12 protein-coding genes and 1 other RNA gene are annotated in these 13,478 nt (G+C 40.4%); 10 read left to right on the plus strand and 3 right to left on the minus strand.

Annotated features, from left to right (window positions below):
* Positions 1–329: 329 nt before the first annotated feature.
* Positions 330–2,372, plus strand: coding sequence for a methyl-accepting chemotaxis protein (locus ACVBAX_RS14915; protein ID WP_447117700.1), 2,043 nt, complete (start codon positions 330–332; stop codon positions 2,370–2,372).
* Between the two features lie 104 nt (positions 2,373–2,476).
* The gene (locus tag ACVBAX_RS14920; protein ID WP_447117701.1) at positions 2,477–3,250 is read left to right on the plus strand and encodes an SDR family oxidoreductase; all 774 of its coding nucleotides are present in this window, start codon (positions 2,477–2,479) and stop codon (positions 3,248–3,250) included.
* Between the two features lie 26 nt (positions 3,251–3,276).
* Here ACVBAX_RS14920 and ACVBAX_RS14925 read toward each other — a convergent pair whose 3' ends face one another.
* Positions 3,277–4,545 carry an MFS transporter gene (locus tag ACVBAX_RS14925; RefSeq protein ID WP_447117702.1) on the minus strand — a complete coding sequence of 423 codons (1,269 nt, stop codon included), beginning with the start codon at positions 4,543–4,545 and terminating at the stop codon, positions 3,277–3,279.
* 5 nt (positions 4,546–4,550) lie between these two features.
* Positions 4,551–5,852 carry an ATP-binding protein gene (locus tag ACVBAX_RS14930; RefSeq protein ID WP_447117703.1) on the minus strand — a complete coding sequence of 434 codons (1,302 nt, stop codon included), beginning with the start codon at positions 5,850–5,852 and terminating at the stop codon, positions 4,551–4,553.
* Positions 5,853–6,006: 154 nt separating this feature from the next.
* Between ACVBAX_RS14930 and ACVBAX_RS14935 the strand changes: the two genes are divergently transcribed.
* Positions 6,007–6,465 carry a hypothetical protein gene (locus tag ACVBAX_RS14935; protein ID WP_447117704.1) on the plus strand — a complete coding sequence of 153 codons (459 nt, stop codon included), beginning with the start codon at positions 6,007–6,009 and terminating at the stop codon, positions 6,463–6,465.
* Here the strand turns inward: ACVBAX_RS14935 and ssrS are convergent.
* Positions 6,461–6,656: non-coding RNA, 6S RNA (gene ssrS, locus ACVBAX_RS14940), on the minus strand. The two genes, ACVBAX_RS14935 and ssrS, sit on opposite strands and share 5 nt — an antisense overlap.
* Positions 6,657–6,874: 218 nt before the next feature.
* On the opposite strand from ssrS, the gene ACVBAX_RS14945 reads away from it, so the two are divergent.
* The 7 genes from ACVBAX_RS14945 (at position 6,875) to ACVBAX_RS14975 (ending at position 13,472) form a co-directional block, all read left to right on the plus strand.
* A complete protein-coding gene (locus ACVBAX_RS14945; RefSeq protein ID WP_251518333.1) occupies positions 6,875–7,180 on the plus strand; it encodes a PTS sugar transporter subunit IIB in 306 nt (101 codons plus the stop codon).
* 12 nt (positions 7,181–7,192) lie between these two features.
* A complete protein-coding gene (gene celB, locus ACVBAX_RS14950; RefSeq protein ID WP_447117705.1) occupies positions 7,193–8,506 on the plus strand; it encodes a PTS cellobiose transporter subunit IIC in 1,314 nt (437 codons plus the stop codon).
* A gap of 22 nt (positions 8,507–8,528) precedes the next feature.
* Positions 8,529–9,275 (plus strand): chitin disaccharide deacetylase, encoded by a 747-nt coding sequence (gene chbG, locus ACVBAX_RS14955; RefSeq protein WP_447117707.1) that lies wholly within the window; start codon positions 8,529–8,531, stop codon positions 9,273–9,275.
* A 13-nt stretch (positions 9,276–9,288) separates the two neighbouring features.
* Positions 9,289–9,615, plus strand: coding sequence for a PTS lactose/cellobiose transporter subunit IIA (locus tag ACVBAX_RS14960; protein WP_447117708.1), 327 nt, complete (start codon positions 9,289–9,291; stop codon positions 9,613–9,615).
* A complete protein-coding gene (locus ACVBAX_RS14965; RefSeq protein WP_447117709.1) occupies positions 9,612–10,928 on the plus strand; it encodes a 6-phospho-beta-glucosidase in 1,317 nt (438 codons plus the stop codon). The genes ACVBAX_RS14960 and ACVBAX_RS14965 overlap by 4 nt, the downstream gene beginning before the upstream one ends.
* Before the next feature lie 142 nt (positions 10,929–11,070).
* Positions 11,071–11,292, plus strand: coding sequence for a hypothetical protein (locus tag ACVBAX_RS14970; protein WP_447117710.1), 222 nt, complete (start codon positions 11,071–11,073; stop codon positions 11,290–11,292).
* 23 nt (positions 11,293–11,315) lie between these two features.
* Positions 11,316–13,472, plus strand: a complete 2,157-nt coding sequence (locus ACVBAX_RS14975) for a transglycosylase domain-containing protein (RefSeq protein ID WP_447117711.1) — start codon at positions 11,316–11,318, stop codon at positions 13,470–13,472.
* Positions 13,473–13,478 lie beyond the last annotated feature (6 nt).

Below are 13,478 nucleotides of genomic sequence, written 5' to 3' on the forward strand. Positions count from 1 at the left end.
GCCCTTGTTAAACAATCCTCAAACCATTGGCGTGTTTGTCAAGAGCGATTGCGGCGGATTTCCACTCAATAAATGGGAACGGAACTAACCCTTTAGGTAGTTTTCATAAAACTTTTGACACTACCAAAACTAGGTTTCACTTTTTAATAGTATTCATTGGGAAAGGAGATATGTTAGTTGAGCTTTATTATTATCAAGCCACACACCTGCAACAATTGGAAATTAAGTTGTGTAGGATTTGGCCGATATAAGTTAAGAGGGAACTAGTTATTATCTGAAATCTATATATACAATCACACAACAAGCATTGATTTCCTGGAGGTAGGTTTATGATAAAGAGAAAAAGTAGTATTAAAATGAAAATGATTAGTTTGTTTTTACCTATTATTCTTATTTCAACCATTGCAATCACGACTTTAAGCTTTTTTAGCTCGAAAAGTGAAATTACTGTGCTTACAGATTCTAGTGTAAGTAACCAAATGGCAACCGTTTTAGAGGAAATGGAGCATGGTTTTACAGCCCATACAAGGCTTGCTGAATCCATTGCCACGTTGTACAAGGTAAAAGGGAACGCTCTAGTCAAAGAAGATTATAAAAAGGCCTTAGAAGAAACCATTAAATTAAATGCCAATACGTTTGGTCTAGGTATCTGGTTGGAACCATTCCAATATAACCAAGATACTGAATTTTTTGGACCATATGTGTATAGAGATGGAGAGGCGATTTCTTACACAGAGGAGTATGAAACTGCTGATTATAACTACCCGGAGCTAGATTGGTATATTCAGGGGAAGGAAGTAGGGGAAGGGAAGATCGCATGGTCACCACCTTACTATGATGAGGGATTAAATATGACATTAATCACCGCTTCTGTTCCGATTTTTGTTGATGGGAAGTTTATTGGAAATATTACAGCAGATTATGATTTAACAACGATACAAGACTTGATTGTTACTCAAACGTTTGAACAATCAGGCCATCTGTTCCTTTTAGGCTTATCGGGAGAATTTATTGCTCATAAAGAAAAAGCAATGACAGATAACATCATGGATGATTCTGAGCTAAAACAATTAGGTGAAGAGATCCTTGGTCAAGAAAATGGAAACATGGTTTTTACAACGAACAATCAGGAATGGGAAGCTTTTTACTCTACTTTTCCTGAAACAGGATGGAAACTGGTAGCGGTAGCGCCTGAGAGAGAACTATATGATGGGGTTACTTCTCTACTAGTAAAATCCGTTGGTATTACTGCCTTCTTTTTACTAGTGTCCATCACTTTAATTATGGTATTTAGTTCGAGCATGTCAAAAAAAATGAAGCAGTTTGTTGAAAAGATCGGATTCCTTGCCGAGGGTGATTTAACCAATCCGATCGAAATTAAATCAAATGATGAACTGGGACAAATGGGTGAGCATTACAATCAAGCATTAAATCAATTAAACCAAATGTTTTATACCATTCGTTCCTCTTCTGAACAAGTAGCGGCAAGTGCAGAAGAATTATCGGCGAGTGCCGAACAAACAAGTTCTTCTGTAGCGGAAGTGGCCGGCTCTATTCAAGATGTGGCTGCAAATAATAATGAGCAAAACAATTACACGAGTCAAATGAAAACTAGTACGAGTGCTATTTATCATCGCATGGAGCAAATTACGTCCAATATAGAAAATTTGAAAAACTCTTCTGCTCAAACGACGATTCTTGCCCAAGATGGAACGGACGATGTGAAAAAGGCCATTGAACAAATGAATGAAATCCATTCAACGGTTCAACAAACAGCTCAATCCATTGACCAATTGGATAACAAATCCAGAAAAATTGAAGAGATTGTTGGCCTAATCAATTCGATCGCCGAACAAACCAACTTGCTTGCATTAAATGCAGCGATTGAAGCCGCTAGAGCAGGGGAGCATGGAAAGGGCTTTGCTGTTGTAGCAGATGAAGTAAGAAAACTAGCTGAGCAATCAGGAAAAGCTTCTGGAGATATTAAGGAACTAATTCACGAAATTCAGAATGAGATTAGTACTTCTGTAACTGTTATGAAATCTAGTACAGAGTCAACTCAGTCAGGAATTCATGTGGTCGAACAAACAGGACAATCATTCAATCAAATTTATGATGCGATTGGAAATATGACCCAGCATATGGAAGAGGTGTATCGCTCGATCGTTCATATCCTTAAAGAAGTGGATCAAATGAAAGATGTAGTAGATGCGGTGAACGAATTGGCTGTAACCAATGATGAAAAAGCTCAAAATGTATCAGCAGCAACGGAAGAACAAGCTGCTATGGTGCAAGAAATGACGGCATCTAGTGAAGCTTTAGCTCAAATTGCAACCGATCTTCAACTAGAATTAGCCAAATTTAAATTATAAGAACGGGAAGGAAAGATGGAAATTGACATCTTTCCTTCTTTCGTTTCATTTTGTAAAATGAGAAAATGTAGAAAGATGGAAGAATGGCTGTTGGAGGAATATTAATGTACCCATTAAAAGAAAAAATCGCTATTGTTACAGGGGTTAGTCGGCTGAAAGGAATTGGCGCGGCTATTTGTCAGGAGTTAGCGGAGGCAGGCTATCATCTGTTTTTTACATATTGGACCGAATATGATCAAACGATGCCTTGGAGTGTTCAGAGTGATGAGCCAGCTAGATTAAAAGAAGAACTGCTGAAAAAAGGGGGGAAGATGGGGTGTATGGAGTTAGATTTAACGCTAGATGATGCTCCTACACTGCTACTCAATCAGGTTTGCGAAGAGTTAGGTGAGCCTGATATTTTAATTAATAATGCCGCCTACTCTACGAATAATGATTATTCAAATGTAACGATTGAAGATTTAGATAAGCATTACCTTGTAAATATTCGGGCAACGACATTAGTTAGCACCACATTTGCTAAAAGGTTTCAAAAAAAATCAGGTGGAAGAATCATCAATCTTACTTCCGGTCAATTTAAAGGACCAATGCCAGGTGAATTAGCGTATGCTACCACAAAGGGGGCCATTGATGCGCTAACGATTACACTGTCTGCTGAAGTGGCTCCTTTAGGTATCACGGTGAATGCCGTGAACCCAGGTCCAACGGATACAGGATGGATGACAAAGGAATTGAAAGAGCAATTAACGCCCATGTTTCCTTTTGGGCGAGTAGGGATGCCTAGTGATGTGGCAAAAACAATTAAGTTTCTTGTCAGTGATGAAGCGGACTGGATCACGGGACAGATCATTCATTCAGAAGGTGGATTTAAAAGATAACAAAAAGGCGGGGGAAATCCCGCCTTTTACGTGACGCTTAGAATCGTCTTTTCTTCCTTTTTAGGTTCCTGAATTAACATAACTCCGACTAATCCCATAAATGAAAAAAGCACGGGAATTAAAAAACCATAATGATACCCAATTTGTATCGCTTGTTGAGGGAATACATCTAGTACTTTTCCAAAAATACTTGGTAATAAAACGGCACTTAGAAATCCGCCTGTATTGGCAAATCCTGATACCACGCCAACTTCTTCTATTGGAAATGACTTTCGTACGACAGCAAACGTTAATGAACTCGCACCATTTCCAAATCCAATGATAAATAGCAAAGCGACAACCATGAAAAAGGAAGGATTCACTCCAGCAAAAAACAGTCCTCCCCAACTAAAAAAGACGGTTATATGAATGAGGGTGTAAACTCTTTTGATCGAATCTAATCTACTTGTGATCCAACTGATTAACGGTCCACCAATAATGGAGCCGAATAGGCAATACATTATCAGTTGGCTGGCCTCAGCTCGTGACAAGTCAAAAACTTGAATACCATAAGGAACACCCCATGAACCGATAAAACCAATATAGGTACCGACGATTCCAAAGTGGCAGAGGAACGTGGCCCAACCTTGCTGAGTGGAAAACACTCGCTTTAGAATCACCCAAACACTTTCACGCTTTTTGTTGGAACGTTTTTTTGATGTTGGATTTTCTTTAAATAGTTTTTTAGGTTTTAAAACTAGAACAGTATAGAGAAGGACGGATGATGCTATTAAGATGAGCCCGATGGTAAGAAAGGGTGTTCTCCAACCGGAAAAAGAAATCCACGCAGAAAAGGGAACCGTTGACGAAAGAGATCCAAGACTGGCTGTCATCGAAACTACACCTAATAAACTGATAAATTCTTGAACTTTGAACCACTGATTCATAATTAAAACAAAGTTAACAAAAATCGTGGCGTCTCCCATACCCACTAATATTCGTGAGAGTAATAACACATACTCATTCGGGGCAACACTGTAAATCACGCTTCCGATTCCATTAAGAAGGGTTCCAAAAATAAGAAAATGATTTGGGCCAAATCGATCAGACAACAATCCGACCGGTATTTGCAGTCCTGCATACGCCAAAAATTGAATACCTGTAATTAGCCCTATGAGAGAAGCGGAAACTTGAAAATCAGTCATCAATTGGTCGGTAATGAGCCCCGGTGCGGTTCGTTGACTGACGATTAAAAAATAGGCAAACAAGACGGTACCAAACACGACCCATCTATAGCTGCTTTCTTGTTTGTTCATGGTGATTAGATCCCTTCTGAGTGTTCTATTTCAGTGGATGTATTACTCCGAAAGAATCCACCTAAATCGGCGATAGAAGGAAAGATAAAACGAAAGGTTGTCCCGATACCGACTTCGCTTTGCACACGAATCATCCCATTCATGGCTTTCACAATACTGTATACCACCATCATCCCTAGACCAGTACCCTTTGACCCTTTGGTGGAATAATAAGGCTCTCCCAGTCGATCCAATTGCTCCTTTGTCATTCCGATTCCGTGGTCAATAACTGATATGATTACATTTTTTTTGCTTTTATCAGTACGTATGAGTAACTGACCACCGCTAGGCATGGATTCAATTCCGTTTTTTATCACATTCAAAAAGCATTGGTGAAACTTTAGGCGATCTCCGAAAATATATCCTTCTTTTTCAATTTGGGTAATGACTTCAACTGAATTTTGATTCGCAGTGGGTTGTAGCATTTTTACAATAAGAGTGAGTTCCTTACTAACATCAATGGGTTCCACTTGTTCTAAAGCTGGTTTTGAAAAGGTTAGGTAATCTTTGATGACCTGTTCCGCTAAAATCAATTCATGTGAAATGATCTTCAGATAGTCTGTATGTTTTTGTGATGTTTGAGGGCCTTCTAAAAGCAATTGAACAAACCCTTTAGCTGAGGTAAGGGGATTTCGTATCTCATGGGATATGGCAGCACCCATTTGTTCCACGACTTCTAGCTTACCTGATTTAATTAATTGATTTTGTAAATGGAAATTCTTTATAACAAACTCACTCGTTATGGAAATCATGGCGATTCCTAAATTAGGAACAACTAAATACGCTATGTATGCATCCAAACGATTAACATTTAAATCCATAAATACCAAAGAAGAAACAGTTATGATACTAAGTACAATACCAAGTAAGATGGAAATGACTACCCGACGTGATGGACGTTGATTCCAAAACCAAGGGTAAATTTTCCAAAAGAAAAAGGCTAACGGTAAATAAAGGACGATATTTGCATAGAATCCCGTATCGATTCCATATAATCCTCTAATAAAAATAACCATGATAGAAAGGAGGGGGCCAATACCTAAGTAAAGTCCACCAATCAATACGGGAAGTTCTCGTAAATCCATTGATATATGTGGTACGGGATGGTATGAGAACTGAAAGCATGACCAAAGGAGAACGATGCCCCAAAATATTGAAAACCGTTTCGAAATTGAAAAATTTCTCATCTTGGCCGACCATACAAGGGCAAAGAACAGGATAATGATGATTAAGGAAAGATTAAAAAAGAAGTGTTGAGTGATTTCCATGAGACTTCCTCCGACAAATGCAACCATTTATTCTATTATATATAGAGTGATTAGAAAAAACATTAACATATTTCACGTTACTTTCTTGCTGTTGTAATCAAATTATAATATGGAAATTTATGTTACGATAGAGGTAAAAATAAAAAGAGGGAGCGTGAAAGGGATTTTATCTAGAAAAATCGTTGCTGCATCCATATCGGGGTCAATTTTTGCTATAATTTTTGGTTTCGTTTTTAATTCTCTCGGTGAAGGTAATAGCCAATCGTATTTGGTTTCCACTATAACGAGCATTCCTTTTTATATGATGTATAGCTTTCCCGTTATTTTAGTTTATGGGGTAAGTACATCGATGATTAGTGACAGTATCGGTGAGTCTATTTCAAAACAGGATAAAATGACCGAATGGGTCGTTTCAGCCATTTTACATATTCTCTTTGGTCTCATTTTGAAGTGGTTTAGTCTTTTAGCTGCCGTCTTATTTTTTATAACCGATCGGGCTTTAAGAAGACGACAGCATCATTACCCGTGGAAAGAAGCGTTGAAAAGTTTGTGTATACCTATTGGAATTTGGTTGGTATGTATGGCGCTGGTTTGGGCTGGTTTTTTTATGTAGAGCCGCCTTTGCCGTACGTTGTGTAAGAAAGTTTTAAACCACCACTCCTCAAAGTGGGTGTCCTCAGAAACATTCCTGCCTGTCCTCCCAATCATATAAATGGAGACTTGTCATTCCTGTTTCAATGTTAAACTCCCTATTACAGCTTAAAGGTTAAAACTTACTTAAGAATACGAACAATGCAGCTTGTATTGATATATTAATATAATAATTGGTGATTGTTCAATGGTAATTGTATCCTAATTCCCCCCCTCCAAACCAGAGTCTCATCAAAATAACCACCTCCCAAATTTAGAACCATTTTTTTCACTTTTAGTTGGGAAAAGAAGAATATGAAAACGGTTTCAACATAAAATGAAATACACCGAGAATCAACCAGCTAGAATTAAACCGAAAGGGAGGGGACAAAGTGAGGATTTTATTATGTTGTGCCGCGGGAATGTCTACGAGTCTACTAGTGACGAAAATGGAGAAGTCCGCGGAGGAACAGGGGTTAGAGGCGAAAATTTGGGCGGTATCCGCGGACGTGGTTCGAAATCACGTCGACAACGCAGACGTGCTGCTTGTGGGTCCGCAGGTTCGCTACATGCTGCCTCAACTGAAAAAACTTGGCCAGGAAAAAGGGATTCCGGTGGACATGATTAATACCGTGCACTATGGAACATGTAATGGCGCCGAAGTGTTGAAATTTGCAAAACAGTTAGTCACCAAATAAGGAGTGATTGGAATGAGCAAATTTACGGATGTGTTAGAAAACAAGGTAATGCCAGTGGCTGGACGCATTGCCGGCCAGCGTCATTTACAAGCGTTGCGTGATGGACTTATTTTAACAATGCCTCTTATTATCGTAGGTTCGATTTTCTTAATACTCGGATTTTTACCGATACCTGGTTATGAGGAGTTCATGGCCAATACGTTTGGGGATGCTTGGTTAACAAAGCTGCTCTATCCTGTGGGTGCGACCTTTGATATCATGGCGCTCATCGCCGGATTCGGGATCGCTTACCGGTTAGCGGAAAAGTACAATGTGGAGCCATTGTCGGCAGGGGCAATTTCCGTTTCCGCGTTCTTACTCGCGACTCCATTTGAAGTGTCCTTTTTAGCAGAAGGTGCCTCAGAAGCGGTCATGGTTGGCGGTGCGATTCCTGCTGCTTTGATGGGAAGTAAAGGGTTATTCGTTGCGATGTTAATCGCGATGCTGTCTACTGAAATTTATCGATACATTATCCAGAAGAATATTGTTTTTAGACTGCCTGATGGGGTTCCACCTGCAGTTAGTAAATCATTTGTTGCGTTAATTCCAGGTGCAATTGTTATTTTCGTTGTTTGGATTTTACGTATAGTAGTAGAAAATACCGACTTCGGGAGCTTGCACAATATCGTCGGAGAGATTCTTGGGAAGCCACTCGGCGTGCTCGGTGGAAGCTTGATTGGTAGTTTAGTAGCTGTTTTCCTTGTGCAACTCTTATGGTCATGTGGATTACATGGTGCATCTATCGTTGGTGGCGTTATGGGTCCGATTTGGTTAGCGTCAACGGATGCAAACCGTCTTGCTTTCCAAGAGGGTGCGGAAGAGTTACCGAATATTTTCACGGCTCAGTTCTTTGACTTGTTTGTCTATATCGGAGGATCTGGAGCGACGTTCGCGTTAGTAGTCATGATGCTACTAAGGGCACGAAGTCAGCAAATGAAGCAGCTCGGGCGGCTAGCGTTCGGACCGGGACTTTTCAATATTAACGAACCGATCACGTTTGGGATGCCAATCGTCATGAACCCGCTAATGATTGTTCCGTTCATTTTAGCACCACTTTCAATTGTGATTACCACTTATATCGCAATGAGCACCGGTCTTGTAGCGAAACCAGCTGGTATTGCGGTGCCATGGACGATGCCACCAATTATCGGAGGCTATTTAGCAACAGGAGGGAAAATCTCTGGAGCCCTTTTACAACTCTTTAACTTCTGCGTCACCTTCGCGATTTACTATCCATTCTTTAGAATGTGGGATCGCCAGAAGTATGCGGAGGAACAAGGGAAATAAAGCAGCATTTTAGGAGGAGCCTATGACCAAGTTAGTAATCAATGCTGATGATTTCGGGTACTCGAAAGGAGTCAACCTCGGAATTCTTGAAGCATACAAACACGGAGTCGTCTCCTCAACCACCATGATGGTCAATATGCCTGGAGCTGCGCATGCCGCAGCTCTAGCGCTTGCCCATCCAGGGTTGGGAGTTGGCATTCATCTTGTTTTAGACTGTGGGAAACCGATCCATCCAAATGTACCGTCACTCGTTGATGAAACGGGTCGTTTTTACAAAATGGAGGAAATGCTGAAAAAAGCAAAACTTACCGATATCGAAAAAGAACTTAATGCTCAAGTGGAGCAATTTTTCAAGTATGGTTTATCTCCAACGCATTTGGACGGGCATCATCATGTCCATGGAAAAGAAATGGTGTATCCGATTGTGGAAAAATTGGCCAGAAACTACAAACTACCTATTCGTAAAGTGTCAGTGGATAACCATCATTCTAGCAATCAGCTTCTACAAACCACTCAAACGTTCTTCTATGAATTTTATGGAAACACATTAACTCCCACTTCTCTCATAGATTTAGTAGTGAAGTCCACTTCCTATGAAACTGCAGAAATTATGTGTCATCCAGCGTATATTGACGAAGAGGTGTTAACGGGCAGTTCGTACAATGTTGAGCGTGCACGGGAGTTATCGATTTTAATCCATCCAGAAGTCAAACAGGTGATGGAAGAAAACCACATCGAGCTTGTTACATACAAAGACGTGATCAAGTAAGAGGGGGAGAAACATGGAACAAGAACAAATTGTGTTTCAAATCATTTTACACGGGGGAAACGGCCGAAGCTCTTCGATGGAGGCGATTATTGCGGCAAAGGCAGGAGACTTCGAAAGAGCACGGGCTAAGCTTCAGGAAGCAGCCGATGAGTTACATGAAGCTCATAAAATACAAACCAGTCTCATTCAATCGGAAATCCGAGAAGGTCCATCTACGGTCTCGCTATTAATGGTCCACGCACAAGATCATTTAATGAACGCGATCGTTGTAAAGGATCTGGCAGCCGAATTTGTGGATTTGTATGAATCACTTGGATCTTCACAGGGGGATGAAGGATGACAAAAAAACTGAAGGTAGCCACGATTGGCGGAGGATCTAGCTATACTCCGGAATTAGTAGAGGGGTTTATTAAACGATACGACGAGTTCCCAGTCAGTGAGCTATGGTTAGTCGATATTGAGGCTGGAAAAGAAAAGCTTGAAATCGTCGGAAACCTAGCGAAACGAATGGTGAAAAAAGCGGGACTACCGATTGATGTCCATTTAACATTAGATCGCCGAGAAGCGTTACAGGATGCAGACTTTGTGACAACTCAGTTTCGGGTGGGATTGCTAGAAGCTCGCGCGAAGGATGAGCGAATTCCGTTGAAATACGGCGTACTTGGGCAGGAAACAAATGGTCCGGGAGGCTTGTTTAAAGGATTACGGACGATTCCTGTGATTTTAGACATTTGCCGGGACATGGAAGAACTTTGTCCGACCGCTTGGTTGATCAATTTTACAAACCCTGCTGGAATGGTGACAGAAGCTGTTCTTCGTTATTCTACTATTAAAAAAGTCGTCGGGCTCTGTAATGTACCAATTGGCATGGAAATGGGGATTGCAAAGCTGTTGGGGGTGGAACACTCTCGTATCCGTATTGATTTTGCGGGGCTCAATCATATGGTGTATGGCCTCGATGTGTTTGTGGACGGGGAAAGTGTGAAGGAAAAGGTATTCAGTCTGTTAACGGATCCGAATAACACAAGCTTTGTGAAAAACATCCCAGGATACGGGTGGGAGCCACAGTTTTTGAAAGCACTAAATGCCCTGCCATGTCCGTATCATATGTATTATTACAAAACAAAAACAATGGTCGATAAAACGCTTGAAAGTGCCGAAAAAGAAGGCACGCGCGCCGAGGTCGTTCAACGGCTCGAAAAAGACTTGTTCGAGTTATACAAGGATGAAAACCTAAACATCAAACCACCACAGCTCGAAAAACGGGGAGGCGCGTATTATTCTGATGCTGCCGTTCGACTGATTACTTCTATTTATAATGACAAAGGCGACATCCAGCCAGTTAACACGATGAATGCCGGTGCGATCGCTAGCATTCCGTACGACTCGGCCGTGGAGGTAAGCTGTATCATTACAAAGGACGGTCCGAGGCCGATCACGATGGGGGATCTTCCGGTGGCTGTTCGTGGATTGGTTCAACAGATTAAGTCGTTTGAGCGGATTGCAGCGGAAGCAGCGGTTACGGGAGATTATGCGACCGCGTTACTTGCTATGTGCATCAATCCTTTGACACCGTCGGATACGATAGCAAAAGAAATTTTGGATGAAATGCTAGAAGCGCATAAGGAGCATCTGCCTCAGTTTCTTAAATAATAAGATTGAAAAACGAGTATAAATTTATACTCGTTTTTCTTATGTGTAAGGGAAAAAGACATTAGACCCTCATAAACCAATAATTCCTTTCGAATTTTTATAAACGGGCTTTAAGTATTTGTGTAGCAAAGGAGAATTTATTTTGAAGGAATTTAACATTTGTTATATCTATGATAATGATATTAAACGAGAAAAAATCATTACAAACCTAGATATGCATAAGGTTGAAATATTACATGAAGTATTGGAAAAGATTAGTCGCTATGGTTCCTTTATCTTACATGGCGAGCAAGGAGATACTTTAATTCAAACTTCTTTAGTGCGCTATATAAAAGTATCTGAAAGAAACGTTCGATCTATTTAATGAGTATGTGGGAGAGAATTTGAATGGCTGAAGAAAGATATAGATATCGTCACGAACGAAAGCAAGCAGAAAAAGAAAGAAAACATCAGCAGAGAAGTAGAATAAAAAAAGGGAAACACTTCAAAATATTGCTATTAATTTGTAGTGTCACAGTGTTCTTGGTATTCGGAGCAGGAGCAGTAGCTTTTGCTTCTATGGTCAAGGATGCGCCAGAATTAGACCCTGCCAAACTAGTAGACCCGCTTTCAACAAAATTCTATGATATAAATGGAAACTTTATATATGAATATGGGTTAGAAAAGAGAACGAAGATATCCTATGAGCAAATACCAAAGGTGTTGGAACAAGCATTTATAGCGACGGAAGATTCCCGATTCTACGAACACCATGGAATTGACCTGAAGAGAACGACGAAAGCCATTTGGGTGAACGTAACAGGAGACTTTGGGTCACAAGGTGGAAGCACCATTACACAGCAAGTGATCAAAAATTCATTCTTGAATCCAGAAAAAACGATAAAGAGAAAAGTACAAGAATGGAATTTGGCGTATCAATTGGAACAAGAGTATTCTAAGCAAGACATATTGATGATGTATTTAAATAAAATATTTCTTGGTAACCGCTCGTATGGTGTAGCAGCTGCAGCCCAAAACTACTTCGGGATTGGGGAAAAAGATTTAAAAAACTTAACTCTTTCACAAGCAGCCTTATTGGCTGGATTACCTCAGAGTCCGAATAATTATGATCCGACGATTCCTGAGAATGTGGATGCAGCGGCCGAGCGGCGCAATATCGTTCTAAGGTCGATGGTAAGAGAAGGTTATATTACAGAGCAACAGATGGAAGAGGCAGCAAAAGTCCCTGTGACAGAGGGGGTCATTCCAAGAGATCAACAACCCAATATGCCTTATGAAGCATTTTTGGATGCAACGTTTAAAGAGGTAAAGAAGAAGCTAAAGGATGTTGACATCAGTACGGATGGGTTAGCGATATATACGACATTGGATCCTAAAGCTCAGGAATATGCGGAAACGATGTTAAACACAAATGAGATCGTTCGATATCCAGATGATGAGTTTCAAGGTGCTTTTGCCTTCTTAGATACGAAAACAGGTGAAGTGAGGGCAATTGGAAGTGGGAGGAACCATTTTAAAGCAAAGCTTCTAGGGACGAATATGGCAATAGAAATGCAACGCCAACCAGGTTCTACATTTAAACCAATCTTTGACTACGGTCCTGCCATTGAACATTTAAAATGGTCTACAGGGCATTTAATCAATGACCAAGGCACATCATACGAAACAGGTCAACCCCTGCTAAACTGGGATAAACAGTACCATGGAATGGTTAGCATTCGAAAGGCACTTCAATATTCTTATAATATTCCAGCCTTACTTACCATGAGAGAAGTTGGGATAGAGAAGGCAAAAGACTTTTCGGAACAACTGGGTATTTCTTTCCATAACGGTACGGTATATGAATCTTATTCCATTGGAGCCAATGCGGTGAATCCTTTATCTATGGCTGGGGCTTACAGTGCCTTTGGGAACAATGGCGTTTTTAATCAACCTCATTTTGTAAAAAAAGTCGTTTACCCGGATGGGAAGGAAGTTGCTTTTACAAATGAACCAAAGCAAGTGATGCAAGATTATACTGCTTTTATGGTAACGGATATGCTTCGTACTGTGGTCGATTCGGGTACGGGTACGATGGCAAATATCCCTGAATTAGATATGTCTGGAAAAACGGGGACAACAAATTTTAATGCGGAGACACGAGCGAAACTCAATTACCCTGAAAATGCGACAAATGATAGCTGGTTTGTTGGTTATACACCGCAATACACCATGGCTGTCTGGACTGGATATGTGAAAAATGAACCGAATATATTCATGGCTGGTGATACCACTAAAATCGCCCATGTCATGTTTAGAGAAATGATGAGAACCTTCAACACAGACAACAGTCAGTTTTTACAACCTGCAAGTGTGTACAGTGAGAACAATGAATGGTTTATAACAGGGGTTCCATCAGCAGAAACTCCAGCCCAAACCATTATTAATAAAGGACCAGAAAATCCAGTTAGCCATCAAAATAAAGCAATTAAGGATTCAAAACAAAAAGGGAAAAAACAGCAACAAGGAAAAGGCAAAGGAAATGGCAAAGGGAAAAATAAATAGCGAAAA

The organism is Robertmurraya sp. GLU-23, from assembly GCF_052983275.1.

What these genes read in the sequence shown, in the direction of transcription:
- chbG (WP_447117707.1), top strand. Translation starts at nt 8,529, where the DNA reads ATGACCAAGTTAGTAATCAATGCTGATGATTTCGGGTACTCGAAAGGA.
- ACVBAX_RS14975 (WP_447117711.1), top strand. Translation starts at nt 11,316, where the DNA reads ATGGCTGAAGAAAGATATAGATATCGTCACGAACGAAAGCAAGCAGAA.
- ACVBAX_RS14930 (WP_447117703.1), bottom strand. Translation starts at nt 5,852, where the DNA reads ATGGAAATCACTCAACACTTCTTTTTTAATCTTTCCTTAATCATCATT.
- ACVBAX_RS14960 (WP_447117708.1), top strand. Translation starts at nt 9,289, where the DNA reads ATGGAACAAGAACAAATTGTGTTTCAAATCATTTTACACGGGGGAAAC.
- ACVBAX_RS14925 (WP_447117702.1), bottom strand. Translation starts at nt 4,545, where the DNA reads ATGAACAAACAAGAAAGCAGCTATAGATGGGTCGTGTTTGGTACCGTC.
- ACVBAX_RS14965 (WP_447117709.1), top strand. Translation starts at nt 9,612, where the DNA reads ATGACAAAAAAACTGAAGGTAGCCACGATTGGCGGAGGATCTAGCTAT.
- celB (WP_447117705.1), top strand. Translation starts at nt 7,193, where the DNA reads ATGAGCAAATTTACGGATGTGTTAGAAAACAAGGTAATGCCAGTGGCT.
- ACVBAX_RS14915 (WP_447117700.1), top strand. Translation starts at nt 330, where the DNA reads ATGATAAAGAGAAAAAGTAGTATTAAAATGAAAATGATTAGTTTGTTT.
- ACVBAX_RS14920 (WP_447117701.1), top strand. Translation starts at nt 2,477, where the DNA reads ATGTACCCATTAAAAGAAAAAATCGCTATTGTTACAGGGGTTAGTCGG.